This is a genomic window from Bradyrhizobium niftali (assembly GCF_004571025.1).
In the GTDB taxonomy this organism is placed as follows: Bacteria; Pseudomonadota; Alphaproteobacteria; order Rhizobiales; family Xanthobacteraceae; genus Bradyrhizobium; species Bradyrhizobium niftali.
The window spans coordinates 350,667-374,939 of record NZ_SPQT01000002.1; the positions used below are offsets into that span (position 1 = coordinate 350,667).

Below are 24,273 nucleotides of genomic sequence, written 5' to 3' on the forward strand. Positions count from 1 at the left end.
AGGGCGGTTCTGCCATCAGCTACATTTGTCCAAGACGTAGCAAAAAAGCCTCACGGAGCGGTAAACGGCGGCTTGTCCGCCGCCTTCCTGTCCGGCCGTCGCATCCCTACATTGCGGGCATTCGTTACCGGAGAACTTCATGTCATCTCGTTTCCCCGGTCTTTCCGGCATCCGCTTGAAAGGCCTTGCTTTATTCCTCCTGGCTCTGGTCGTGCCGATGGCTTCCGCCCTGGCTGCCGACGAGCCGGATCTGATCTTCCGCCGTTCGACCGTCTTCAAATGGGTCAGCCCGAACGACAAGCTCGCGACCTACGGCCTCGACGATCCCGAGGTGGAAGGCGTCGCCTGTCATTTCACCGTGCCGGAGAAGGGTGGTTTCAAGGGCTGGCTCGGCCTTGCCGAGGAGGTCTCGGACATCTCGCTCGCCTGCCGCCAGGTCGGTCCGATCAAGTTCAAGAACAAGATGGAGCAAGGCGACGACATGTTCCGCCAGCGCCGTTCGCTGTTCTTCAAGAAGATGCAGATCGTGCGCGGCTGTGACGCCAAGCGCAACGTCCTAGTCTACATGGTCTATTCGGACAAGCTGATCGAGGGGTCGCCGAAGAACTCGACCTCGACCGTGCCGATCATGCCGTGGGGACCGGCGGACGCCAACGTCCAGAAGTGCGGCGAGTTCTTCACTCAGTGACGCCGTCTGCGTTCACTCAGTGACGCCGTTGCGTTCGCCCGGTGAGGCGTTTGCGTTCACTCGGTGACGGCAGTGCGGCTGACGCGCGGTTTTGCGAGATGCGAGCCGGTCAGCCGCACGAACATCTGCGGCGCGGCTTCAAAGCCGCGGCTCGATTGCAGCGCCATTTCGCCCGGCGAGGTGGCGAGGCTGCGAACAGCTCGTTGATCTCCGCGGTCCGTCCCCTGGTCCGCCTCGCGCGTCGTTGCGCGATCTTGCGCCATCATGATGGCCATCCCTCACGTGATCGCGCCAGGTGATCCGGGCGTCTCGGTTTCGATGGCTTGGGTCGCAGCCGAAGCGCCCCCGGTTCGACAGGGCCCAACCTTCGTTTGGCTTCTCTTCAGCAGAAAAACGTAAAACGCGTGTGAAGCGCGGAAGGCGCACGCATGACGGCCGCCATGCCCTACGCATATCGCGCTGGAACAAGGACTTGCCGGGTTCCCTTGAGCTGCGGTGCAACCTGACTGAAATGATTGGCATTTTCCGAGAATTGTTTCGTGGCATCGCGCCTGACGAAACAATTCTCACGGAGATGAAACCATTTTCCGTCTTTGGCGCATCACGCGCGAAACCACCCATGGTTATCAGCTTCACAACGACGACGGCGCACCGCCGGCGGCGGAATTGAGGGACAAGACCATGCGCGCACTCAGCTTTATCCTTGCTTTCGGTTTCGTCCTCGCCGGTTCCTCGTTCGCGGGCGCGCCCGACGGCAATCTGCCCGGTATCGGCACCTTCCAGTACAGCGGCTCGCCGGTCATCGCCCCGGCGCCGCAGCCGATCGTGGTCGCCGCGCGCTTCTGATCGCCAACAAGAAAATCAGCCGGCAAAGGCCATCATGTTCCTTCGTTTCTGCGCCGCAGTGTTCATTTCCCTCGTGACCATCACGTCCGTACAGGCGCAGGTGCGCGCGCCCTCCAGGATCCCCGACCCTCGCGGCGAATTCGTTCGTCAGTGCGCGCCCCGCATGCAGGGTCGCTGGGAACATCCGGAGGAAGTTTGCGGCTGCCTGCATGACCATGCCGCCGCCGTCGTCGAGGACCGCGATCTGCGCGAGGCGCTGTTGCGGGGCATCAGCGAAACCGGCGTGCCGACGATCGAGACCGATTGGGTGCCGACGTCCAAGCAGGGCGAGATCGGCCCAACCTTCACCAAGATCGCCAAGCCCACCTTGCAGTGCATGTTCGATCCGGCGAAGTAGCCTCTCAGGTCATCATTTCGTTTTTGGACCGTGCCGCGGCACGCAGGAACTCGTGCGCGAGATGCCCTTGTCGGTCATCTTCGCGCCGCGCACCTCCTTGACCTGTCCGGCCGGGCAGGTTCCGTCATCCACCAGCACACGCTGGCCCAATTTGAGATCCACGACGTCCTGCTCGCGCCCGATGGTGCCTGCGCGTGCCGTTGAGGCGAGCGCGATGGCGATCAGGAGCGAGAGGCAGGCTGCGCGGCGGAGTGACATGATGAGGGCTCCCGGAATCGATGCCGCAATGTAGGGATCGGTCGGCGATTCTGATAGCGAAGCTTCGTCACGCTCGCCGCGCCGATCTGCCGTTCACGCGCAACGCCGCACGCGATTCCCGCGCGAGCCGCTCCGCGGACGCCACGAGCTTCGGAACTGCGTGCCCCGAAAATCCGAGCACGAAGCCGGGCAGGGGGCGTGCGCGCGAATATGTGTCGGCCAACAGCCAGCCTTCTGCGCCGGCCGCCTGCTTCGCCTCTGCCGCGACCGACAGATCGACCGACGGATCGAACCTTGCGACAAGATGCAGGCCCTGCGACGGCACCGGCACGGACAGCACACCGTCGGATCTGGCCTCCAGCGTCTCGGCCAGCGCGTCGCGTGCCTCGCGATAGAGCTTTCGCACCCGCTTCAGGTTTGCGGCAAAGGCGCCGGAGTTGAGCATGTCGGCCACCGCGCCTTCCATCAGAGTCCCGGGAAAGCGGTCGAGCGCCGCGCGCGCGGCCGTCACGTCGGCGATCAGGCGCTCGGGCAGGGCGCAATAGCCGATGCGCAGGCCCGGAAACAGCGTCTTGGCAAACGTGCCCATGTAGATCACGCGCTGGAGGCGATCGATGCCGGCAAGCGACATCAGCGGCGCGCCGTCATAACGGAACTCGCTGTCGTAATCGTCCTCGAGGACGAAGGCGCCGGCCTGCCTGGCCCAGTCGAGCAGCTCGAGCCGCCGCGGCATCGACATCTGCACGCCCAGTGGAAACTGGTGCGACGGCGTCACATAGGCCGCGCGCGCGGACGGCGCCGCCGTGCGGCCCTTGGCGATACGCATCCCGTGCTCGTCGACGGGGACGGCCACGGTGCGATAGCCGCAATGCGCGATCGTCTTGCGTGCGGTGGGATATCCCGGGTCCTCGCACCAGACCTGGTCGCCCGCCTTCAGGATCGCGCTCAGCACGATGCGCAGCGCGTGCAGCGTGCCTGACGTCAGCATGATCTGGTCGGGGTCGCAGCGCAGGCCGCGCGCCGACAGCAGATGATCGGCAATCGCCGCACGCAGTTCGCGGCTGCCGCGCGGATCGCCATAGTGCAGATGCTCGGCCCCGAACGCGCGCATGCGCCGGCCGACGAAGGCGCGGAAGCGCTGCACCGCGCGCTCGTCGATATGGGTGCAGCCAAGCGTGAACGCGCCTTGCTGCGGCGCTTCGACCGTCGCCTTCGGCTTCTTCGGCTCGGCCGCGCGTGACGGGATGCGAGCGGCGACGAAGGTGCCGGAGCCGACGGTGGCTTCCGCAAAGCCGTCGGCGATCAGGCGTTCATAGGCGGCGACGACGGCGTTGCGGCGGAAGCCCGTTTGCCGCGCCAGCGTCCGCGAGGGCGGCAGCGGCTCGCCGGGCTTGACGAGGCCTGAGACGATCATCTCGCACAGTGCCTGGTACAGCCGGTGCGCCGCGGACGCGCCGGCCGTGATGTGCGCCCCGGTGAGGTCGAGCGGCAATTCGGCCTTGGCGGCCGAGGGAGAATTGGTCGGAATTTTTTGCATGGAATTGGCACTATCGCAGACCAAATCGGCCGCTACAACTGCTCTGGAATTGTTCCAATCCGCAACAGGAGCGGCCGTGAGCCAGACCGAGACTTCAAATTCCTATCCGACGTCAGCGCGCAATCAGGTGAAGCGCCGTCACGACCGCGGCTTCTACGATCACGACACGGTTCATCGCATCCTGGATTCCTCGATGCTCTGCCACGTCTCCTACGCGATCGACGGGCAGCCCTATTGCACGCCGACCTTCTTCTGGCGCGAGGGGACGAAGCTCTACTGGCACGGCTCGAGCGCCAGCCGCATGCTGCGCAACCAGACCAGGGGCGAGCGCGTCTGCCTCACGGTCGCCCACCTCGACAGCCTCGTGCTGGCGCGCTGCGGCTTCAACCACTCCGCCGACTACCGCGCGGTGATGGCGTTCGGCACGGCCTATCTCGTCACCGACCCCGAAGAGAAGGAGCGGGCGGTGATCGCCATGGTCGACCGCTTTTTCCCGGACCGCACCGCGAGCCTGCGGGCGAGCAACACGCAGGAGATCAAGGCGACCTCCTTCATCGCCATGGAGATCGAGGAGGCCTCGGCCAAGATCCGCGCCAAAGGGGTTGCCGACGACGACGAGGACTATGCGTTGCCGATCTACGCCGAGCGCATTCCCGTGCGCACCGTGCTCGGCGCGCCGGAGCCGTGCCCGCGCCTGCTCGACGGCGTAACGCGCCCTGCCACGCTCAATGGCTATTCCGAAGGCCGCCTGCTCGAAGATGCATTGCGGGATGCTTATTTTGTGGAGTACCCGAACGGCTGAAATCGGCTAGCTTGCGCGCTCCTTGGGACCATTCGAATGCCTGGAGTTGCCTGATGAATGCCGAAACGCAGCAGAGGATTCTCGACGCCGTCGATGCCGGCTTCGAAGCCCAGCTTGCGACCACCCGCGATTTCGTCGCGATCCCCTCGACCCGCGGGGCCGAGGGGCCGTGCCAGGACATGATCGGCGACCTCCTGCGCGCGCGCGGCTACGAGGTCGACGACTGGCACATCAATGTCGACGACTTGAAGGATCTGCGCGGCTTCGGTCCGATCGAGCATGATTTCTCCAAGGCGCGCTCGGTGGTGGGCACCTACCGTCCGCAAACCAATGGCGGCAAATCACTGATCCTCCAGGGCCACTGCGACGTGGTGCCGGCAGGCCCGCTGGAATTGTGGGACACGCCGCCATTCTCGCCCGTCATCAAGGACGGCAAGATGTTCGGCCGCGGTGCCTGCGACATGAAATCGGGCACGATCGGCGCACTCTATGCGCTGGACGCGATCAAGGCCGCGGGCCTCAAGCCGACGGGGCGGATTCACTTCCAGTCCGTCATCGAGGAGGAGAGCACCGGCGTCGGCGCGCTCTCGACGCTCCAGCGCGGCTACCGCGCGGACGCCTGCTTCATACCGGAGCCGACCGGCGGCAAGATGGTGCGCTCGCAGGTCGGCGTGATCTGGTTTCGCCTGCGCGTGAAGGGCCATCCGACCCATGTCGCGTTCGCCGGCTCCGGCTCCAATGCGATCATGGCGGCCTATCATCTCGTCCATGCCCTGCAAAAGCTCGAGATCGAATGGAACGAGCGGGCAAAGGCCAATCGCCATTTTGGGACGATCAACCATCCCATCAACTTCAACCCCGGCATCATCAAGGGCGGCGATTGGGCCTCCAGCGTGCCGGCCTGGTGCGACGTCGACTGCCGCATCGCGATCCTGCCGGGCTGGTCGGTGGCCGATCACCAGAAGGAGATCTTGGCCTGCGTCACTGCTGCCTCGCGCAATCACCGCTTCCTGGCCAACAACCCGCCGGAGGTCGAATGGTCCGGCTTCCTGTCGGAAGGCTATGAGCTGACCGACGCGGCGGTGCCCGAGGCCGCATTCGGCAAGGCCTTCAACAAGGTCTATGGCGGCGCCGTCGAGGACCTCGTCTTCACCGCGCTCACCGACACCCGCTTCTACGGCCTCAATCACGGCATCCCGAGCCTCTGCTTCGGCGCCAGCGGCGGCGAGATGCACGGCTTCAACGAATATGTCGATCTGGACTCGCTGAAGAAGACGACCAAGGCCATGGCGCTGTTCATCGCGGAGTGGTGCGGGGTGGAGAAGGCGTAGGTCTCTCGACCGTCGTTGCGAGGAGCTCTTGCGATGAAGCAATCCAGACTGCCCCCGCGGAAAGATTCTGGATTGCTTCGCTGCGCTCGCGATGACGGCGTGTGCTGCCAGACCCTCATCCTGAGGAGCGCGGAACGCGCGTCTCGAAGGATGAAGGTCCCGCCGGTGGCATCGCCCTTCGAGACGCCGCTGCGCGCTTCCTCAAGGTGAGGGGAAATATCGTGCCGGCCCGCTGCCCAATCCACCGGCTCCGCCAAATACTTTAAGCTTAAAATAAAGACTAGGATGCGGCCGTTCCTGGTGGCAGACTGGCGGCCGCCTTGAGTCCGCCGAGGGAGTAACGATGCGCGATTGGGATGACGCTTACGCCAATTCGGCCCATATCCCGGGCTCGGACAAGATGCCGGCGCAGTGGGCGGAGCGGGCGGCGGCCTACCGCGCCGGGTTGAATGATTTTCGCGCCGACATCGCCTATGGCACCGGTGAACGCCAGCGCTTCGACCTGGTCCTGCCCGACGGCGACAGCAAGGGGCTCGTCGTCTTCGTCCATGGCGGCTACTGGATGCGCTTCGACAAGTCGACCTGGACCGATCTTGCCGAAGGCGCGCGGCACCATGGCTGGGCCGTGGCGCTGCCGAGCTACACGCTGACGCCGGCTGCGCGCATCTCCGACATCACCGCCGAAATCACCGCCGCGATCGCGAAAGCGGCCTCGCTTGTCGCAGGTCCGATCCACCTCGCCGGCCACTCGGCCGGCGGCCATCTCGTCACGCGCATGCTGTGCGATGACAGCCGGCTGGAGCCCGCCGTCTACAGCCGCATTGCCGGCACGCTCTCGATCAGCGGCCTGCACGACCTGCGTCCGCTGCTCAAGACCAAGATGAACGAGACGCTGGGCATGACCATGGAGGAAGCGACGCTCGAAAGCGCGGCGCTGCATGTGCCGCGTGGGAATTCGCCCGTGACCGCCTGGGTCGGCGGCGGCGAGCGGCCCGAATTCATCCGCCAGTCCGACCTGATGGCCAATGTCTGGACCGGTTTCGACGTGCCGACGCGCCTCGTCGTCGAGCCGGCGCTGAACCATTTCACCGTGATCGACGGGCTCAAGGATCCGTCGTCGCAGATCACCGCGCGCCTGATCGGCCTCGACTGAGCAGGCCGGTATGATCGATCGAGAGGGCCAGCCATGACGTCCAGCGATTACGATCCTGCAAGCGAAGGCGCCGAGACCGATTTCGCCCGGCGCATGTCCTATGGCGATTATCTGGCGCTGGATTCGATCCTCGGCGCGCAGCATCCGCTGTCGGAGGCGCATGACGAGATGCTGTTCATCATCCAGCATCAGACCACCGAGCTGTGGATGCGGCTCGCCATCCACGAGCTTAGCGCCGCGCGCCGTGCCATCGCCCTGGACGAGGTGCAGCCCGCGATGAAGATGCTGGCGCGGATGTCGCGCATCTTCGAGCAGCTCAACAACGCCTGGGACGTGCTGCGCACCATGACGCCGAGCGAATATACCCGCTTTCGCTCGCAGCTCGGGCAGTCCTCCGGCTTCCAGTCACGCCAGTACCGGCTGATCGAATATCTGCTCGGCAACCGCAACCACGCCATGCTGCAGCCGCACGCGCACGATGTCGAGACGACGAAGCTGCTCGAAGCCGAGCTCGCGACGCCGAGCCTCTATGACGAAGTGCTGCGTCTCGCAGACCGCAACGGACTCAAGATGCCGGCCGCGGTGCTATCGCGCGATGTCCGCGAGACCCACAGCTTCAACGAGGGCGTACTGCAGGCCTGGCGTATCGTCTACCAGGCGCCGGAGACGCACTGGATGCTCTACGAGCTCGCCGAGAAGCTGGTCGACTTCGAGGACTATTTCCGGCGCTGGCGCTTCAACCACGTGACGACGGTCGAGCGGGTCATCGGCTTCAAGCGCGGCACCGGCGGCACCGGCGGCGTCAGCTATCTCAAGCGCATGCTGGAGATCGAGCTGTTCCCCGAACTCTGGCGCGTCCGGACCATTCTCTAGAGATGTCCATGACCAAGTCGAAGCTTCGCGTCTATGACGACACCAGGGCGCTGTTCCATCTGCCTGACGGCGTCATCTATCTCGACGGCAATTCACTCGGCGCGCTGCCGCTGGGCGTTGCCGAGCGCGTCAACCGCGTCATCACCACCGAGTGGGGCAACGAGCTGATCCGTGCCTGGAACAGCGCGGGCTGGTATGCCCAGCCGCGCCATGTCGGGGATCGCATCGCCCGGCTGATCGGCGCGGAAGCAGGCTCGGTGATGGTCGGCGACACGCTGTCGCTGAAGGTCTACCAGGCGCTCGCCGCTGCGCTCGACATGAACGCATCGCGCAAGGTCGTCCTGTCAGACACCGGCAATTTCCCGACCGACCTCTACATGGCCGAAGGCTTGATCGCGACGCTCGGGCGCGGGCATCAATTGCGCCTGGTCGCGCCGGAGGAGATCGAGGCTGCGTTGTCGGAGGAGATCGCGGTCCTCTACATCACCGAGGTCGATTACCGCACCGGCCGCCGCCACGACATGGCGAAGCTGACGGCGAAAGCCCATGCGCTCGGCATCGTCACGGTCTGGGATCTCGCCCATTCGGCCGGCGCGCTGCCGGTCGATCTCGCCGGCTCAGGTGCCGATTTCGCCGCGGGATGCACCTACAAATACATCAACGCCGGTCCCGGCGCGCCGGCCTTCCTCTACGTCGCGCCGCGCCACGCCGACACCGCGCGCGCCGCGCTGTCGGGCTGGATGGGCCACGCAAAGCCGTTTGCGTTTGAGCTCGCCTATGTCGCGGCCGGCGGCATCGAGCGCATGCGCGTCGGTACCCCGCCGGTGTTGGCGATGGCGGCGCTGGAGGCTTCGCTCGACATCTGGGACCGCGTCGATATCGCCGAGGTCCGCGCGCGCTCGCTGGCGCTCGGCGATCTCCTGATCGCCGAAGTCGAGCGCCGCTGCCCGTCCTTGAAGCTGGTGACCCCGCGCGCGCATGAGCGCCGCGGCTCGCAAGTTTCCTTCGCCTTCGATGGCGGCTACGCCGCCATGCAGGCCCTGATCGCCCGCGGCGTCATCGGCGATTTCCGCGCCCCCGACATCATGCGCTTCGGAATCACGCCGTTGTATATCGGCGAGAGCGAAGTGATGAGGGCGGCCGAGATCATCGAGGAGGTGATCGCAGGCGAAGTGTGGCGGCGGCCGGAATATCAGGTCGTGAATGCGGTGACGTGAGCACCGAACGTCGCCCCAAGCGTCATTGCGAGCGAAGCGAAGCAATCCAGACTGTGTCCGTGGAAAGACTCTGGATTGCTTCGCTACGCTCGCAATGACGGGATGAGAGAGCTGTGCTCACCCCACAACGCCTGCACGATCGCATCCAGCCCATCGGTCAGCGCCGCAGGTCCCGGCTGCAGGATGATCGGCGACTTGATCTCGACGATGCGGCTGTCGCGCACGGCCGGAATCTCGCTCCAGCCGTCGCGCGCGCGGATGCGGGCGGGCACGACTTTCTTGCCGCACCGTGATGCGAGGATCACGTCGGGGGCTGCCTTACGCACGTCGTCCGCCGAGACGATACGATCCTTCGCCGCCTGCCGATGCCGCAGCTCCGGAAAGACATCCTCAGCCCCGGCGATCTCGATCAGCTCGGACACCCAGCCGATGCCGGAGATCAACGGATCGTCCCACTCCTCGAAATAGACCTTTGGCCGCGGCGAGGGGCGGGACGTTGCGGCGATCGCGGCGAGACGCCGTTCGAATCCTTGGGCGAGGTCCTCGGCGCGCTTGGCGGCGCCGACCAGAGCACCGAGAGTCCGGATCATCGCCAGGATTCCCGCAATGTCGCGCTGATTGAAGACGTGGACATCGACGCCGGGCCGCACGAGATCGGCGACGATACCGGCCTGGAGATCGGAGAAGGCGAGCACGAGATCCGGTTCCAGCGCCAGGATCTTTGGAATGTCTGCGGAGACGAAGGCCGACACCCGTGGCTTCTCGCGTCGCACCTGGGGCGGGCGCACGGCGTAGCCGGAGACGCCGACGATGCGGTCCTGCTCGCCGAGCAGGTAGAGCGTTTCGACCGTCTCTTCGGTCAGGCAGACGATGCGGCGGGGAGGGAAGTGACGCATGGGAGCAGCATATGCACAAATGCGGGCGCCGATGTCAGCATGGCCATGACCTCGGACGTCATTGCTTTGCCGCGCGAAGCAATTCACGCTGAGACAACAACGAATTGGGAGGATATCCGATGACGCCGCTCGAGAAACTTAAAGCGATGAAGATGCCGTTCGCCGAGCTCAAGGGCGTCGAATTCGTCGAGGCAGAGAAGGACCGCGTGGTGGCACGGATGACCGTCAGGCCCGATCTCTGCACCCTCCACCACACCATCCACGGCGGCGCGGTGATGGCGCTGGCCGATTCCGTTGGCGCGGCGGCGACCGTGATCAACCTGCCCGAGGACGCCAAGGGCACGACGACGCTGGAGAGCAAGACCAATTTCATCGGCGGCGCCAGGGAAGGAACCACGATCATCGCCACCGCGACCCCGGTTCACCGGGGCCGGCGCACCCAGGTCTGGACCACCCGGCTCGAAACCGAGGACGGCAAGCTGGTGGCCGTGGTGACCCAGACGCAGCTGGTCCTCGTATGATTACGGGGCTTTGATTTTGTTAACGAAATAGTCGCTCCCGATGCCCGAAACTTGGGCAGGTTCCCGTCTTGAAAATTATGGTGCGATGCACAACATAGGGGTCCTAGGGATTCGAACGCCTCCTCGAGGGACACCAAGAGGAGTTTTGACGTGGTACTTGAAGAGACCGTCCGCACCGCCCCAGGCTATGTGCGGACCCTGATCCAGCAGGAAGAGTTGCCGCTGCTGCGCGATCACCTGCTAAGGCTCGATGCCGAAAGCCGGCATGATCGTTTCAACGGTTTTCTCGACGACAGCTTCATCGAGCGTTACGCCGCCCGCTGTGCCGAGGACGGCACCGTGATCGTCGCCTATATCGTCGACGGCGTAGTCCGCGGTGCTGCCGAGCTGCATCCGCCGGAGCACGATTCTCTGCCCGAAGTCGCCTTCAGCGTGGAGGCCTCTGCGCGCCGCAAGGGCGTCGGCAGCGTGCTGTTCCGCCGCCTGATCGCGGAAGCGCGCTGGAAGGGCTACAAGCACCTGCGCATCACCACCGGCGCCGAGAATCACGCGATGCGGGCGCTTGCCCGGAAGTTCGGTGCGCATCTCGCCTTCCGCCACGGCGAATCGACCGGCACGATCGATCTGGCCAAGACGCCGGAAGCCGAGCTGGCCGAACTCGCAGCCGCGCCGTTCACGGCCGGGCGCGCGCTTCTCAGCTTCAACTCGACCTGCTGGAAGATCATCTCCAGCATGTACGGCAGTCGCGCCGCCTGAATCAAAAAGCGGACCGGCAAAACCGGTCCGCTCTTGTATTGGGGGCGTGGACGAGGCGCTCAGGTGCCGGTGCGCGTGCCGGTGCCGAAGCGACGGACGACGCGGCGTTCGACCACGACGGAGCGCTGTGCGCCCTGTTCGCCGGCGATCACGCGCGTGGCGGTGATGCGGCTGTTGGTGCGGGCCAGTTTCTTCACCTCGGCCTGGACCACATCGAGCGGCATCCCCATCAGAGCTGCGGCGATCTCGGCCTGCTGCTCCTGGTCGTCGGTGATGCCAACGGCGGCGAAGATCGCCTCGTCCAGGGTGGGCGGATCGTGACGCACGCGCCGCGTGCCGTACTTGGTATTCCAGTCTGCGCTCATGGGGGCCTCGTTTCGATCCGGGATACCTAGTGCCGCCTATGTTGCATTGCAATATGAATTTGGTGTGGCATCTCAGCTATTCACGACTTGCATCGATCCTGTGTCATGCCGGTGACGGAGCACCTGCGTTCACCTCGATCCGTTGCTGCGGCCAGCGCTCCAGCGCTGCATGGCCGGCCTCGGTGAGCCCGTAGATTCCCCGCTCCGTGCGTTCGAACCAGCCATACACATTGTTAAGCAAGATCTTGCCGGCATCGGGACACCGTTCGCGCAATTCGCGCACACGCCGCGGCCCCTCGGCGAGCGCGGAGGCGCAGGCCAGTGCCTGCTGCCGGTAGGCCGTCATGATCGGCGCGCGGGTGCTGCCGCCGAGCACGGGATCGCCCTGGCGACGCTGATGCTCGGCGACGAGCCGCGAGCGCTTTTTCGGCTCGCGTCGCGGCGCCGCGGTCGGCGGCTTCACCAGCACCTCGACTTGGCCGCGGTCGGTGACCCCCAGCATACCGAAGCCGAGGCGGCGACAGAGATTGCGATAGCGCGCGTCGCTCTCGCGCCCCTTGCCACGGATCGACATCTTGGCGGCAATCCAGACCTCGTCGCCCGCCGGCGCGCGGTCGACCGCCTGGAGGATCAGCTCGAGATTGAAGGCGAGCTTGAGCTGGCCGATCACCACCACCGGCGGGTCGCCGGCGCTGAGGCCCACGAGATCGCAGCCGCCGATCTCGCCCTTGACCGTGAAGCCGAGCTCTTCGAGGAAACGTTTGACGGGCAGGTAGAGCGCGGTTTCCACAGGTGTTCCGATCGGAGAATCGATTCCAGGCAGTCTAGCCCGGATCGGACTCGGGGCTCTCTGCCATTTGATCGGGAACAGACGGTCCGGCTATCCTGCGGGCGTGACAGTCGGGCGCTTGACGCAGATGACAATCAGGAACGGGCTCTATCACATCCGCATCCAGATGCTGGATGGTATCCAGGGCGGCAACCAGGGCGTCATGGTGCTGCGCGACGGCACCATGCGGGGCGGCGATTCATTCTTCTTCGCCTATGGCAGCTACATCTCCGCCGACGGCAAGTGGAAGGGCGAGCTGACCAACGAGGAGCACTCGCCCACGTTCGACGAGCGTCCGGTGTGGGGCCGCAAGATCGTGACCATCGGATTCAGCGGCACCTATACCGACGAGACCGCCTATGGCGAGGGCATCGCGCTCGCCGGCAAGCAGAGCATCCGCTTCAAGGGCGATCTGCGGCTCTTGGTACCGGATTGATCACACCCGCCCGCTGACCGGGATCAGCGCGCCGGTGATGCCGCTCGCGGCGTCGCTGGCGAGGAACAGGATGACTTCAGCAAGCTCCTGCGGCGTCACCCATTTGGCGAAGTCAGCTTTCGGCATGTCGGCGCGGTTGGCCTTGGTGTCGATGATCGACGGCAGCACCGCGTTCACTGTCACCTTGCCCTTCCACTCGCTGGCCAGCGCCTCGGTGAGGCGATGCACGCCGGCTTTCGACGCCGCATAGGGGCCCATGCCGGAGCCTGCCTGGAGCGCGCCCATGGCGCCGATGTTGACGATGCGGCCGGCGCTGGAGGCGGCGAGATGCGGCAGCGCCGCGCGCGAGGCGTTGAGCGCGGTCAGCACGTTGAGTGCATACATGCGCTGCCACGTCGTGATGTCGCCGTCGCCGACGGTCTCGAAGGCAAAGCCGCCGGCGATATTGATCAGGGCATCAAGCCTGCCGAAATGTTTTGCCGCAGCCTCGATCGCCGTCTTCGCCTGCGCGGCGTCGGACAGGTCGACGCCGCCGATCTCGATGCGCTCGGGCGTCGCTGGCATTTGCGAGGGCGCGTAATCGATGCCGGCGATCCGTGCGCCGCGGGACTGCGCGACCTCCGCAACCACTTTGCCGAGAGCGCCGAGCGCGCCGGTGACGACAATGACTTTTCCCTGCACGATGCGCTCCGTCGGTTGAACCTGCCCCGACTATTGCGCGGGCCGAATTGGTCTTGCAATGGCGGCGGCTTCAAGGCTGAATGATCGACGCAACCTTGGATAGCGGGGGAGAGGTGAAGTGACCGAGAGTCCGCCGGCCGTGGACGTCCCCCGAGACGTCATCAAGTTGAGATATCCGCTGCGCAACTTCTTCGAGGCACTGCGCGGAACGGGTTCGGTTCGCATCGTGGCGATGGGATCATCCTCGACGGCCGGACGTGAGGACGTCGTGCCCTATCCCTCTCGCCTCGAGATGTGTCTGAGGCAGAACTACGATGCGCATTTGCCGAAGGTCCGGGTCGACGTCCTGAATCGGGGCAAGGGTGGGGAAGAGGCGCCAAAAGAGCTGGATCGCTTCGATGCCGACATTTTCGCCGACAAGCCCTCGGTCGTGCTCTGGCAGGTCGGCACCAACGCCATCTTTCGCAAGAATGAATTCGTGTTTGAAAAGGTGGTCGAGAAGATCGCCGAGGGAGTGCGTCTGCTGAGCGAGCACCCGATGGATGTGGTATTGATCGACCCGCAATATGTGACAGCCATGCTCCGAGACGATAAGGCAGAGCTCTCGGAAAAGATGGTCTCGGAAATCCGGAAGATCGCAGAAGCTGCAAAGGTGAACGTGTTTCAGCGCTGGGCGCTGATGCGGCACTGGCATGTGAACAACGACGTGTCGTTCGAGCAAATGCTCGATCCGAGCGATCCTGACAAGCTGCACCAAGGCGACTGGAGCACGCTTCAGGTTTCCAAAGCCCTGTGCCGCGCGATCACCGATGCCACCCTGGCGGCGAGCTGGCTCCCCGCCGAGTGGCAATCCTGATCACGCTTGCAGATAACGCTCCTTTAGCGCCGTCCGCTCGGCCGCGCCGAGCTTGAGCCCGTCGCGCAAGTAGGTTTCGACATCGCCATAGTCGCGGCCGACGGCTTCGAAAGCCGCCGCAAGATACGAAGCCTCGACCGAGCCGATCGCGTCGAGCACGTCGGCGGGAAGGTCGGAGGCGTTTGACGCATCGCGACGGTAGTGCCGGTTGGTCAGGAGGTAGTCCTCGGCAATGACGTCATCGGAAACGCCGAGCGCATGCAGGATCAGCGCGCTGGCAAAGCCGGTGCGGTCCTTGCCGGCGGTGCAGTGGATCACGAGCGGGGCGCGGTCTTCCAGCAGATGGCCGAACAGCGCGCGAAAGCTGTGCGTGTTGTGACGGACATAGTTGCGGTAGGACTCGCGCATGAGCTCCAGTGCGACCGGCGCGGTCAACGTGCCCCGGGCGAGTTCGGCGCGCAGGGCGGCAACAACCGTCGGCTCGATCGGCAGCGAGTGCACGGTGATCTCGTTCACGACGCAGACACCGGCCGCGCGCTCCTCCAGACCGCGAAAATCGAATGCGCTTCTGACGCCGAGCGCGCGGACGATCTCGATGTCATCGGCGGTGAGCTGACCGAGATGGTTGGAGCGGAAGATGTGCCGCCAGCGCGTAGTGCGGCCATCGGTGGTCGGATAGCCACCGAGATCGCGGAAATTGCTGGCGCCTTGCAAGGCGAGGTGACGGGTAGGGGAGTCGGACATCGGATATGCTTTTGTTATGTTGCCGGCGGATCATTACAGGGGGCGATCATGAACCGGCACAAGGCCATTGTTTTGGCGATCAGCATGCTGGCGGGCGGACTCTTCGGCATGCGGCAGGCCGGTGCGCAGACGTTCCTGACCTACCGCTGCGCTGATGGTACGCAGTTCATCGTCGGGTTTTATGACGCCGACAAGCGCGCCTTCCTCCAGATCGACGGCGAACCCGTCACGCTCGCCAGGCGGCTGACGGTCTCGGGCGCGCGCTATTCGGGGGCGGGGGTCACGCTGAGGATCGGCAAGACGGGAGCGACCACCGTCAAGCATCTGAAGCGGCCGGTCACGGCCTGCGCGGTGGTCGAAAAGCCCGGGCTCTAGCCGCGCGGCCATCAAGAATCAAAAAGGGTCGAAACCTCGTTGTTTCGACCCTCTTCAAACTGCTGCCGGTCGCTCCAGGGAGCGTCGCGGGATTGAACCAAACGCGGGCATTAGCGATCCCATTTCGGCTTGTCTTCGTCGACGGCCTCCTGATGGTACCAGCTTCCGCTGCAAATCGTCTCGTTCACGGGAAGCGAGAGACGGTCGGCAGGAAGGCGGGCCTCACCGTAGCGGCGTCCTCCGAGAGCCGCGCGGCCCCCGGCGGGGAATTGGTAGATCTTTGCAGATCCCTCACTCAGACCATTGTTCATCATTGCGGTATCTCCTCGGGTCGAAGCGCTTGGCCTCCATGGTGCGCCCGACTCGTTCGATTGTGGTTACTGGAATCCCCATATCGGCCGCGCGCCCCGAAATGCAAAGTGCTGAAAAGGAAATCAGTTTCAGCCCATTTTCTGGGCAGCGTGCTTTCTGCATCCTCCAAGGCACCTGCTTGGTGACTAACGCTTGGGCCATTGCGAAGGTTGCTGGCGACTGGGCGAAGACTTTGCGAATATTGCCGGACGTTGATGCGCGTTTCATCGGCAACCTCCGGCGCAGGTCGGGCTGCTCCAGAATCAGGCGTTTTCCGCGGGATTTTTGCGGTGCAGCTTCACGCAAAGGTGCGCCGCTATGACGCACGCCGCTGTGGACGCCCAGCCGGCGGCGGGGAGAGCCCGGCGGCAGGGGAAAACCTTCCGTAGTGCGGCCTTTTGGCACGTTAAATGCTTGTAAGCGGTCGGCCGATGGTGGCCGGGTACAAACGTGCGGGGGCCCCAGGGCCCCCAACCTTTCGCATCATCTACAGAGAGGCTCAATGACCAAGTACAAGCTCGAGTACATCTGGCTCGACGGATATACGCCGACTCCGAACTTGCGCGGCAAAACTCAGATCAAGGAATTCGCGTCGTTCCCGACGCTCGAGCAGCTTCCGCTCTGGGGCTTCGATGGCTCCTCCACCCAGCAGGCCGAGGGCCACAGCTCCGATTGCGTGCTGAAGCCGGTCGCCGTCTTCCCGGACGCTGCCCGCACCAACGGCGTGCTCGTGATGTGCGAAGTCATGATGCCCGATGGCAAGACCCCGCACGCCTCCAACAAGCGCGCCACCATTCTCGACGATGCCGGCGCCTGGTTCGGCTTCGAGCAGGAATACTTCTTCTACAAGGACGGCCGTCCGCTCGGCTTCCCGGCTTCGGGTTATCCGGCGCCGCAGGGCCCGTACTACACCGGCGTCGGCTTCTCGAACGTCGGCGACGTCGCCCGCAAGATCGTCGAAGAGCATCTCGACCTCTGCCTCGCGGCCGGCATCAACCATGAAGGCATCAACGCGGAAGTCGCGAAGGGCCAGTGGGAATTCCAGATCTTCGGCAAGGGCTCCAAGAAGGCCGCTGACGAAATGTGGATGGCCCGCTACCTGATGCTGCGCCTGACCGAGAAGTACGGCATCGACATCGAGTTCCACTGCAAGCCGCTCGGCGACACCGACTGGAACGGCTCCGGCATGCACGCCAACTTCTCGACCGAGTACATGCGCACGGTCGGCGGCAAGGAGTACTTCGAGGCTCTGATGGCCGCGTTCGACAAGAACCTGATGGACCACATCGCCGTCTACGGCCCGGACAACGACAAGCGTCTGACCGGCAAGCACGAGACCGCGCCGTGGAACAAGTTCAGCTACGGCGTGGCCGACCGCGGCGCTTCGATCCGCGTGCCGCACTCCTTCGTCAACAACGGCTACAAGGGCTATCTGGAAGACCGTCGCCCGAACTCGCAGGGCGACCCATACCAGATCGCTTCGCAGATCCTGAAGACGATCGCGTCCGTGCCGGCCGAGAAGAAGGCGGTCGCCTAAGATCCTCCCGGCCCGGGCGGGGGGGCTGGCCCGGGTTGGCTTTCAATCCGCCGGAGCTGAAAGGCTCCGGCGGATTTTTTGCATTTTGATGACGGGCGTTCCTGTGGCCTGTCGACCCCGATGGCGTGAAACTTGTCCATCGCCATCGAAAGCGGGATAGAGTGTCACTGGATGCGCGCAGGGCCGGGGACGGCTGGTGTTTGAGGGTTTCTACAAGGTGCGGTTTCAGCTCGGCGACGCCGTTGGCCGGAGCGTGATGCATGCCGGCAATGGCAAGATGCTTGGCGGCAATTCGGCCTTCGCGCATATCGGCACCTACGAGAAGACCGACGACGGCGTCGACATCGTCATCAAGACCGTCCGCCACAACCCCGATCCGAACTACCGCGCCATGGCCGGCACCGATGATGCGACCTTGCTGGCGAAAGGCTGGGCCGACGGCGATCTCTATCGCTTCAAGGGCGAGCTGAAGGAGCTGCCCGGCGTTCCCTTTCAGTCGGTGATGACGCCGATCACCGAGGACGAGGTGCCGATCGCCGGCGGCGTTGGCGAGGGCGGTATTGGCGATGGCCTCTATTCGATCCACCTGCGCATGCTCGACGGCGTTGACGGCGGCCTCACCGGCGTGATGCTGCTCAACCAGGGCCGCATTCTCGGCGGCGATGCCTCGTTCTACTATCTCGGCAGCTACACCGCCACGAACGGCCGCTGGAAGGGCCAGATCCTCAATCAGGAGCACACGCCGGCCAAGGACGATCCGATCTTCGGCGGCCACGAGGTCGGCATTGGCTTCTCCGGCAGCTACGACGCGGAGCAGGCGGTGCTGGAGGCAACGGCGCTTGCCGGCAAGCGCAGCCTGCGCCTGACCGCCGCGCTCAAGCTGATGCACCGCGCCTGATCTCATCCGGGAATACACATGGAAAAGTCCATCCGCATGCTTTCGACGCTCGGCCTGATGGGCGCGATGCGCAGCCTGTCGTCCGCCTTCGAGACCGCCAGCGGCATCCACGTCGATGCCGACTTCGCGCCGACCCTGGCGCTGCTCAAGCGGCTGCGCGACGGCGAGGCCGCCGATCTCGCTATCCTCACGCGCGAGGGGCTCGATGAGGTGATCGGCGAGGGCCGTGTGATCGCCGAGAGCGCAGCCGATCTCGCGCGCTCCTTCGTCGGCATTGCCGTGCTTGCGGGGCAGGCGCATCCCGACATCGCGACCGAAGCCGCGCTGCGCAAGACGCTGCTTGCGGCGCGGTCCGTCGCCTATTCGCGGCTGGGCGCGAGCGGCGTGTACTTCGCCCAGCTGATCGTGCGGATGGGGATCGCCGCCGAGGTCAACGCCAAGGCCACCATCGTCGAACAGGGCTTTACCGCCGAGCGACTCGTCAGCGGCGAGGCGGATCTGGCCGTGCAGCAGATCAGCGAGCTGAAGCAGGTCGACGGCATCGAAGTGATCGGGCCGGTCCCGCACGATTTGCAGACACCGGCCGTGTTCTCCGCCGGCCGCATGGCGAACGCGAAACATGCCGAAGCCGCGGACCGGTTGCTGCGCTACCTCGCATCGCCGGAGGTCGTGCCCGTTCTGCGTCAATCGGGACTCGAGCCTTGAATTTGCCGGAGCCGGGACGCAACGTGGTGTCCATGCGGACCTATCTTCTTGCCATTCTCCTCGCGCTCGCCGCGCCCCTCGCGGCGCATGCGCAATCGGCCGACCTCGTCCTGTGCGACCGGGTTGCGGCTGATCCCAGCGATCCCGACAAGCCGGCTGACGTGAAGGGCGTGGCGGAGATCGCGGCCTCCGACGTCGCGACCGCCATCAGGTTCTGCAAGCAGGCCGCGCCATCTTCGCGGCGTGCGATGTTCGCGCTCGGCCGCGCCTATGCCGCCAACCGGCAAACGGCGGAGGCGATCGCTGCCTGGCGGAAGGCTGCGGATAAGGGATCGAGCGCGGCCATGGTCGAGCTCGGCGTGCTCTACGGCACCGGCGCCGGCGTCGCAAAGGACGAAGCGCAGGCGCGCAAATTGTTCGAGAAGGCGGCGCAGGCCGGCAATCCCCGCGGCGTCAGCAATCTTGCCGCGCTCGGCGGCGCCGGCGGTGGCGCGCCCGCCGATCCCGCGCAGGCGCGCGCGCTGCTGGGCAAGGCCGCCGAGACCAACGCGGAGGCGCAGTACCAGCTCGGCCTGATGCTCTCCGAAGGCACGGGCGGCGCACAGGACGACGTCGCTGCGCGCGCGCTGTTCGAGAAGGCGGCCGCGCAAAACCATCCCGGCGCGCTGGAGCGGATGGGCGCCTTCGCACAGGAAGGCCGCGGCGGCGCGAAGGACAAGGATGCCGCGAAAGCCTATTACGAGCGCGCCGCAGCGCTTGGCGACGAAGACGCCAAGAAGGCATTGGAGCGGCTGCGCTGCCCCTACGCGATCAAGGACAAGCAGGGCAAGCTCGTCACCACGCTGTGCTTCTAGCTCACTTGTAATAGTAGGCGACGTTGTTGCGGGCGTCGCGATAGGTCGTCTCGAGAAAATCAGGATACTGCGCCGCCGCTCGCGCCACGGCGCGCACGACGCAGGCCCAGAAATCCCCATCCCAGCTGAAATGGGTGAAGGTCGCGTCCTCGAATTTGACCGCGGTGATGATGGCCTGCCTGATCGCGGCGTCATCGGCGCGCGGATGGGCGCGCTTGAGGTAGCCGAACATCGGCCCTTCATGGGCATGGTCGCGATCCCAGCGGTATTTCGCGCTGATCTGCTCCGGCGTGAGGGTGCGATTGATGCGGACCTCTTCGGCGGTCGGGCGCCCTTCGATCGAATCCAGGCGGTAACGCCAGCGCCAGAGTTCGAACGCGGCATCGAGCAGCGGTTGTTTCGCCGCGCTGGCGATGAATTCCGCGATCTGATCTTCGGGTGATAGCCCTGTCTGCTTCATGCCCCTTCGTCGCGTGCTTGCGGGGGCGGGTTCAAGGGAAGGAACCAGCTCCGGCAAGCGCTGTTGAGATGACAACAAGCGGGAGGCCCGATCATGATCCGCAAACTGGCATCCGGCGAGTATCGCCTTTACTCACGCAAGGTGAATCCGAAGACCGGCAAGCGTCGCAACCTCGGCACCTTCAAGAGCCGCGCGGCGGCCGAGAAGCACGAGCGCGAAGTGCAGTATTTCAAGCGTCACTAGCGCGTGGCGAGGGGGCCGTGACCACGCAAGACAAAAAAGTCGAAGAACAACCCCATGCACAGTAGCCGGGGCGCTGAAATCACAACGAAATCATGGATTGCGGATTTGGCGAAATTCGTTTGACCCGTCGGGCAAAACAGGGGCATGATGGCATCATGCAGCGAAAGGTCCGGCGAGCGGCGCCTGCGCGAAAAAGCCGGATGGAACCGATGCGGCGGCAGTGCTAGGTAGCCTGCGATTCTTTTCCGATTTCGCGGGTTCAAGGCGTTGCTCAACGGTCTCTACAAGGTTGAATACGGCGTTGGCGGCGCGTTCGGCCGCAGCATCATGTGCATGCACAATGGCAAGATGCTGGGGGGCAATTCCGCTTTCGCGCATCTCGGGACCTATGAGGTCAGGGACGGCGCGATCGAGGCCAATGTCATCACCGAGCGCCACAACGAGGATCCCAATTACAAGCCGCTGATGGGCACCGACGTCGCCGCGATCAGGGTGCGCGGCCGGACGGAGGGATCGACGATCCTGTTCGAGGGCAAGGCCGATCCGGTGCCGGGCAGCGTGTTCTGGGCCAACCTCGCGCCGCTCGACGACGAGGCGCTGCCGCCGCGCGGCACGGTCGGTCCCGACGGTATCGTCAACGGGCTGTACTCAATCCACATCCGCGCGCTCGACGGGATCGATGCCGGGCTGTCCGGCGTGATGCTGCTGATGGACGGCCGCATCCTCGGCGGCGATGCGTTCTTCTACTATCTCGGCTCCTATTCCTCGGCGGATGGCCGCTGGAAGGGCGAGATGCTGAACCAGGAGCACACGCCGGCGAAGGACGAAAATCCCGTCTTCGGCGGCTATGAGGTCGGGATCGGCTTCTCCGGAACCTGCACGGCCGATAGCGGCGAGCTCGAGGGCATTGCGCTCGCCGGCAAGCGCAGCCTGCGCCTTGCGGCCTCGCTCAAGCTGATGCGAAGGGCGTAGGGCGGATACTCATCGAAACTGCGTCCGCTGCCCTGAAAAGCGGACATCGAAGGTGTTCTGGATCAACGGCGTCCTCGGGCCAGCAGGGGGTGGGCTGCCGCCAGGTCGCGCCTGCTTGCGCGCGTTAGCAGCGCAATTTTCGTCCGCTGGTTGCATAGGTGATGATTCTGATATAAGTTTTAGACTGATTTTGAGCTTTTGCTTTTTTTGCCTGTCAATTTTACTTACCGGATATCGGTAATGAATTACCAGAACGTCGACAGAATTGCTGTCGGTATGCGTTTCAGGATGAGCGAGCTTGGTGCCGCTCGATGCCCAGAAATTGCCGACCGGAGTGGTATCGTCATTGACGTGAGCCGTCGCACTACGGGCATCACCGTGCTGTTCGATGGCGCCCGAAGACCAACGTGCCTGCACCGGGACTTTATATCGCCCATCTCGGATGGGGAGGTCACCGCACCTTCTATCGCTTCAGACGAATGAGGGTCCGCGATGTTTTCAAAACCGCGCGAATGGTCGAGGCACGAGGCGCAGCGATTGACGACTCTCGCGCGTCAGAAAACCTGCGCCGGCGACATAGCCCGTGAGCTCGATCGCCATGTCACTTCAGTCAGAAAGAAGGCACGCGAACTCGGCTTGCTGCTCCCGAAGCGGGCCGACGTCTCGCGACTACGTCGGAAGTGAAATCATTCAATGTGGCGCGTCGCGCGCCACCGCCGCCTGCGACGGTATTCGTTAGGTAGGGCTCTGACGTAGGCGCGCTGCAAATGTATTCCCCTTGGCAGCCGCGCGGGGCGCAATGCCGCGCATGATGTCGCCAGCGGCTGGGCATCAACAGACATCACGGTTTGCGGCTCGGTCGGCACGCTTCGGGCCGGACGCGGACAGCGAACTGGCTGCCAGCGGGCACGAAGCGCCGTTTCGGGGCGAATTCCAGCAAGCTGGCGTGACCGGCGAGGGCGGAATCCGGGCCCGGCCGGGCTTCCCCTTGGGGCCGGCATGGCCTATGACGCTGCAACGCAAAAATTCCCCCAAAATGACCTCATGATCCGCCTCGACAACGTCAGCAAGCAAGCCGGCCACCAGATCCTTTTCATCGAAGCCTCCGCCGCCCTCAACAAGGGCGAGAAGATCGGGCTCGTCGGCCCGAACGGCGCGGGCAAGACCACGCTGTTCCGGATGATCGCCGGTGAGGAGCTGCCGGACGAAGGGCAGGTCTCGACCGATCGCGGCATCACCATCGGGTATTTCAATCAGGACGTCGGCGAGATGAGCGGCCGCAGCGCCGTGGCCGAGGTGATGAACGGCGCCGGCCCCGTCAGCGAGGTCGCGGCCGAGTTGCGCCAGCTCGAGGCTGACATGGCCGACCCTGACAAGGCCGACCAGATGGACGAGATCATCGCGCGCTATGGCGAGGTGCAGCACGCCTTCGAGGAACTCGACGGCTATGCGCTCGACGGCCGCGCGCGCGAGGCGCTCTCCGGTCTCGGCTTCAGCCAGGAGATGATGGACGGCGACGTCGGAAAACTCTCCGGCGGCTGGAAGATGCGCGTGGCGCTGGCGCGTATTCTTCTGATGCGGCCCGACGTCATGCTGCTCGACGAGCCGAGCAATCATCTCGATCTGGAAAGCCTGATCTGGCTGGAGAAATTCCTGCACGACTATGAGGGCACGCTCTTGATGACCTCGCATGACCGCGAGTTCATCAACCGCGTGATCTCCAAGGTGATCGAGATCGATAGCGGCTCGCTGACGACCTATACCGGCGATTACGAATTCTACGAGCAGCAGCGCGCGCTGAACGAGAAGCAGCAACAGGCGCAGTTCGAGCGCCAGCAGGCGATGCTCGCCAAGGAGATCAAGTTCATCGAGCGCTTCAAGGCGCGTGCCTCGCATGCAGCCCAGGTGCAGAGCCGGGTGAAGAAGCTCGACAAGATCGAGCGGGTCGAGCCGCCGCGCCGCCGCCAGACGGTGGCGTTCGATTTTCCGCCGGCACCGCGCTCGGGCGAGGACGTCGTGGCGCTCAAGAGCGTCCACAAGGGCTATGGCAGCAAGCGCATCTATGACGGTCTCGATTTCATGATCCGCCGTAGGGAGCGCTGGTGCGTGATGGGCGTCAACGGCGCCGGCAAGTCGACGCTGCTCAAGCTCGTCGCGGGCGCCAGCGAGCCGGACGAGGGCACGGTGGCAGTCGGCGGCAGCGTCAAGATGGGCTATTTCGCCCAGCACGCCATGGACCTGCTCGACGGCGAGCGCACCGTGTTCCAGTCGCTGGAAGACGCGTTTCCGACCGCGGGGCAGGGCTCCTTGCGCGCGCTCGCCGGCTGCTTCGGCTTCTCCGGCGACGACGTCGAGAAGCGCTGCCGCGTGCTCTCGGGCGGCGAGAAGGCGCGCCTCGTGATGGCAAAAATGCTGTTCGATCCGCCGAACTTCCTGGTGCTGGACGAGCCGACCAACCATCTCGACCTCGCCACCAAGGAGATGCTGATCACGGCGCTGTCTGATTTCGAGGGCACCATGCTGTTCGTCTCGCACGACCGGCACTTTCTGGCGACGCTGTCGAACCGGGTGCTGGAGCTGACGCCCGAAGGCATCCACCAGTTTGGCGGCGGCTACACGGAGTACGTCGCGCGCACGGGGCAGGAAGCGCCGGGGTTGAGGTCATAGCGGGCATTGTCCCGGATTTCGCTTC

The 24,273-nt window shown here is 64.7% G+C and carries 32 protein-coding genes; 20 read left to right on the top strand and 12 right to left on the bottom strand.

Annotated elements, in window-relative coordinates:
- Positions 1 to 139: 139 nt before the first annotated feature.
- Positions 140 to 688, top strand: a complete 549-nt coding sequence (locus tag E4K65_RS06820) for a CreA family protein (protein ID WP_135173486.1) — start codon at positions 140 to 142, stop codon at positions 686 to 688.
- 56 nt (positions 689 to 744) lie between these two features.
- On the opposite strand, the gene E4K65_RS06825 is transcribed toward E4K65_RS06820, so the two are convergent.
- Positions 745 to 954: a hypothetical protein gene (locus tag E4K65_RS06825; RefSeq protein WP_167770587.1), complete on the bottom strand. Its 210-nt coding sequence runs from the start codon at positions 952 to 954 to the stop codon at positions 745 to 747.
- 415 nt (positions 955 to 1,369) lie between these two features.
- On the opposite strand from E4K65_RS06825, the gene E4K65_RS47005 reads away from it, so the two are divergent.
- Positions 1,370 to 1,534 (top strand): hypothetical protein, encoded by a 165-nt coding sequence (locus tag E4K65_RS47005; protein ID WP_167770588.1) that lies wholly within the window; start codon positions 1,370 to 1,372, stop codon positions 1,532 to 1,534.
- A gap of 34 nt (positions 1,535 to 1,568) precedes the next feature.
- Positions 1,569 to 1,931 (top strand): hypothetical protein, encoded by a 363-nt coding sequence (locus E4K65_RS06830; RefSeq protein ID WP_135173488.1) that lies wholly within the window; start codon positions 1,569 to 1,571, stop codon positions 1,929 to 1,931.
- A gap of 12 nt (positions 1,932 to 1,943) precedes the next feature.
- Here the strand turns inward: E4K65_RS06830 and E4K65_RS06835 are convergent, their stop codons facing one another.
- Positions 1,944 to 2,189: a DUF6719 family protein gene (locus tag E4K65_RS06835; RefSeq protein WP_135173489.1), complete on the bottom strand. Its 246-nt coding sequence runs from the start codon at positions 2,187 to 2,189 to the stop codon at positions 1,944 to 1,946.
- A gap of 67 nt (positions 2,190 to 2,256) precedes the next feature.
- Positions 2,257 to 3,726, bottom strand: a complete 1,470-nt coding sequence (gene pdxR, locus E4K65_RS06840) for a MocR-like pyridoxine biosynthesis transcription factor PdxR (RefSeq protein WP_135173490.1) — start codon at positions 3,724 to 3,726, stop codon at positions 2,257 to 2,259.
- Between the two features lie 76 nt (positions 3,727 to 3,802).
- On the opposite strand from pdxR, the gene E4K65_RS06845 reads away from it, so the two are divergent.
- From E4K65_RS06845 to kynU, 5 genes are all read left to right on the top strand, one after another.
- The gene (locus E4K65_RS06845; protein ID WP_027542923.1) at positions 3,803 to 4,528 is read left to right on the top strand and encodes a pyridoxamine 5'-phosphate oxidase family protein; all 726 of its coding nucleotides are present in this window, start codon (positions 3,803 to 3,805) and stop codon (positions 4,526 to 4,528) included.
- 53 nt (positions 4,529 to 4,581) lie between these two features.
- The gene (locus E4K65_RS06850) at positions 4,582 to 5,859 is read left to right on the top strand and encodes an ArgE/DapE family deacylase (RefSeq protein WP_135173491.1); all 1,278 of its coding nucleotides are present in this window, start codon (positions 4,582 to 4,584) and stop codon (positions 5,857 to 5,859) included.
- Between the two features lie 343 nt (positions 5,860 to 6,202).
- Complete coding sequence (locus E4K65_RS06855) at positions 6,203 to 7,012, top strand: alpha/beta hydrolase (protein WP_135173492.1); 810 nt, start codon at positions 6,203 to 6,205, stop codon at positions 7,010 to 7,012.
- A 33-nt stretch (positions 7,013 to 7,045) separates the two neighbouring features.
- The gene (gene kynA, locus E4K65_RS06860) at positions 7,046 to 7,885 is read left to right on the top strand and encodes a tryptophan 2,3-dioxygenase (protein ID WP_135173493.1); all 840 of its coding nucleotides are present in this window, start codon (positions 7,046 to 7,048) and stop codon (positions 7,883 to 7,885) included.
- A 2-nt stretch (positions 7,886 to 7,887) separates the two neighbouring features.
- Positions 7,888 to 9,102, top strand: a complete 1,215-nt coding sequence (gene kynU / locus E4K65_RS06865) for a kynureninase (RefSeq protein ID WP_135173494.1) — start codon at positions 7,888 to 7,890, stop codon at positions 9,100 to 9,102.
- An 83-nt stretch (positions 9,103 to 9,185) separates the two neighbouring features.
- Here the strand turns inward: kynU and E4K65_RS06870 are convergent, their stop codons facing one another.
- A complete protein-coding gene (locus E4K65_RS06870; protein ID WP_135173495.1) occupies positions 9,186 to 9,998 on the bottom strand; it encodes a cobalamin-binding protein in 813 nt (270 codons plus the stop codon).
- A 119-nt stretch (positions 9,999 to 10,117) separates the two neighbouring features.
- On the opposite strand from E4K65_RS06870, the gene E4K65_RS06875 reads away from it, so the two are divergent.
- Complete coding sequence (locus tag E4K65_RS06875; RefSeq protein ID WP_027542486.1) at positions 10,118 to 10,519, top strand: PaaI family thioesterase; 402 nt, start codon at positions 10,118 to 10,120, stop codon at positions 10,517 to 10,519.
- A gap of 150 nt (positions 10,520 to 10,669) precedes the next feature.
- Positions 10,670 to 11,275 carry a GNAT family N-acetyltransferase gene (locus E4K65_RS06880; RefSeq protein WP_135173496.1) on the top strand — a complete coding sequence of 202 codons (606 nt, stop codon included), beginning with the start codon at positions 10,670 to 10,672 and terminating at the stop codon, positions 11,273 to 11,275.
- A gap of 59 nt (positions 11,276 to 11,334) precedes the next feature.
- Here the strand turns inward: E4K65_RS06880 and E4K65_RS06885 are convergent, their stop codons facing one another.
- A complete protein-coding gene (locus tag E4K65_RS06885; RefSeq protein WP_027542488.1) occupies positions 11,335 to 11,640 on the bottom strand; it encodes a hypothetical protein in 306 nt (101 codons plus the stop codon).
- 103 nt (positions 11,641 to 11,743) lie between these two features.
- A complete protein-coding gene (locus tag E4K65_RS06890) occupies positions 11,744 to 12,430 on the bottom strand; it encodes a DUF2161 domain-containing phosphodiesterase (protein WP_135173497.1) in 687 nt (228 codons plus the stop codon).
- A 127-nt stretch (positions 12,431 to 12,557) separates the two neighbouring features.
- On the opposite strand from E4K65_RS06890, the gene E4K65_RS06895 reads away from it, so the two are divergent.
- Complete coding sequence (locus E4K65_RS06895) at positions 12,558 to 12,905, top strand: GrlR family regulatory protein (protein WP_135173498.1); 348 nt, start codon at positions 12,558 to 12,560, stop codon at positions 12,903 to 12,905.
- On the opposite strand, the gene E4K65_RS06900 is transcribed toward E4K65_RS06895, so the two are convergent.
- Positions 12,906 to 13,586 (bottom strand): SDR family oxidoreductase, encoded by a 681-nt coding sequence (locus E4K65_RS06900; protein ID WP_135173499.1) that lies wholly within the window; start codon positions 13,584 to 13,586, stop codon positions 12,906 to 12,908. It abuts the gene before it with no gap.
- A 139-nt stretch (positions 13,587 to 13,725) separates the two neighbouring features.
- Between E4K65_RS06900 and E4K65_RS06905 the strand changes: the two genes are divergently transcribed.
- Positions 13,726 to 14,442: an SGNH/GDSL hydrolase family protein gene (locus E4K65_RS06905; RefSeq protein ID WP_488226124.1), complete on the top strand. Its 717-nt coding sequence runs from the start codon at positions 13,726 to 13,728 to the stop codon at positions 14,440 to 14,442.
- Here the strand turns inward: E4K65_RS06905 and E4K65_RS06910 are convergent, their stop codons facing one another.
- A complete protein-coding gene (locus tag E4K65_RS06910) occupies positions 14,443 to 15,186 on the bottom strand; it encodes a tyrosine-protein phosphatase (RefSeq protein WP_135173501.1) in 744 nt (247 codons plus the stop codon). It lies immediately after the preceding gene.
- A 48-nt stretch (positions 15,187 to 15,234) separates the two neighbouring features.
- Here E4K65_RS06910 and E4K65_RS06915 point away from each other — a divergent pair, with 48 nt between their 5' ends.
- Positions 15,235 to 15,561: an MliC family protein gene (locus E4K65_RS06915; protein WP_135173502.1), complete on the top strand. Its 327-nt coding sequence runs from the start codon at positions 15,235 to 15,237 to the stop codon at positions 15,559 to 15,561.
- A 110-nt stretch (positions 15,562 to 15,671) separates the two neighbouring features.
- Here E4K65_RS06915 and E4K65_RS06920 read toward each other — a convergent pair whose 3' ends face one another.
- Both E4K65_RS06920 and E4K65_RS06925 read right to left on the bottom strand, forming a co-directional pair.
- Positions 15,672 to 15,875, bottom strand: coding sequence for a DUF2735 domain-containing protein (locus E4K65_RS06920; RefSeq protein ID WP_025575434.1), 204 nt, complete (start codon positions 15,873 to 15,875; stop codon positions 15,672 to 15,674).
- Entirely contained in the window at positions 15,853 to 16,317 is a 465-nt protein-coding gene (locus E4K65_RS06925; RefSeq protein WP_167770589.1) for a hypothetical protein, read from the bottom strand. The genes E4K65_RS06920 and E4K65_RS06925 overlap by 23 nt, the downstream gene beginning before the upstream one ends.
- A 97-nt stretch (positions 16,318 to 16,414) precedes the next feature.
- On the opposite strand from E4K65_RS06925, the gene E4K65_RS06930 reads away from it, so the two are divergent.
- The 4 genes from E4K65_RS06930 to E4K65_RS06945 all read left to right on the top strand — a co-directional run bounded on the left by E4K65_RS06930 (position 16,415) and on the right by E4K65_RS06945 (position 19,906).
- Positions 16,415 to 17,449, top strand: a complete 1,035-nt coding sequence (locus tag E4K65_RS06930) for a glutamine synthetase beta-grasp domain-containing protein (protein ID WP_025575433.1) — start codon at positions 16,415 to 16,417, stop codon at positions 17,447 to 17,449.
- Positions 17,450 to 17,645: 196 nt separating this feature from the next.
- Positions 17,646 to 18,347, top strand: a complete 702-nt coding sequence (locus E4K65_RS06935) for a GrlR family regulatory protein (RefSeq protein ID WP_027542494.1) — start codon at positions 17,646 to 17,648, stop codon at positions 18,345 to 18,347.
- A gap of 18 nt (positions 18,348 to 18,365) precedes the next feature.
- A complete protein-coding gene (locus E4K65_RS06940) occupies positions 18,366 to 19,052 on the top strand; it encodes a substrate-binding domain-containing protein (protein ID WP_135173503.1) in 687 nt (228 codons plus the stop codon).
- A 32-nt stretch (positions 19,053 to 19,084) separates the two neighbouring features.
- Complete coding sequence (locus E4K65_RS06945) at positions 19,085 to 19,906, top strand: tetratricopeptide repeat protein (protein ID WP_025575427.1); 822 nt, start codon at positions 19,085 to 19,087, stop codon at positions 19,904 to 19,906.
- 1 nt (position 19,907) lies between these two features.
- On the opposite strand, the gene E4K65_RS06950 is transcribed toward E4K65_RS06945, so the two are convergent.
- On the bottom strand, positions 19,908 to 20,366 hold the full coding sequence (locus E4K65_RS06950; protein ID WP_135173504.1) for a hypothetical protein: 459 nt from the start codon (positions 20,364 to 20,366) through the stop codon (positions 19,908 to 19,910).
- A 93-nt stretch (positions 20,367 to 20,459) separates the two neighbouring features.
- Between E4K65_RS06950 and E4K65_RS06955 the strand changes: the two genes are divergently transcribed.
- Both E4K65_RS06955 and E4K65_RS06960 read left to right on the top strand, forming a co-directional pair.
- Positions 20,460 to 20,609, top strand: a complete 150-nt coding sequence (locus E4K65_RS06955; RefSeq protein ID WP_007609497.1) for a hypothetical protein — start codon at positions 20,460 to 20,462, stop codon at positions 20,607 to 20,609.
- A gap of 267 nt (positions 20,610 to 20,876) precedes the next feature.
- Positions 20,877 to 21,581, top strand: coding sequence for a GrlR family regulatory protein (locus tag E4K65_RS06960; RefSeq protein WP_135173505.1), 705 nt, complete (start codon positions 20,877 to 20,879; stop codon positions 21,579 to 21,581).
- Between the two features lie 9 nt (positions 21,582 to 21,590).
- Here E4K65_RS06960 and E4K65_RS06965 read toward each other — a convergent pair whose 3' ends face one another.
- Entirely contained in the window at positions 21,591 to 21,998 is a 408-nt protein-coding gene (locus E4K65_RS06965; RefSeq protein ID WP_167770590.1) for a hypothetical protein, read from the bottom strand.
- 627 nt (positions 21,999 to 22,625) lie between these two features.
- Between E4K65_RS06965 and E4K65_RS06970 the strand changes: the two genes are divergently transcribed.
- Entirely contained in the window at positions 22,626 to 24,248 is a 1,623-nt protein-coding gene (locus E4K65_RS06970; protein WP_025575422.1) for an ABC-F family ATP-binding cassette domain-containing protein, read from the top strand.
- Positions 24,249 to 24,273 lie beyond the last annotated feature (25 nt).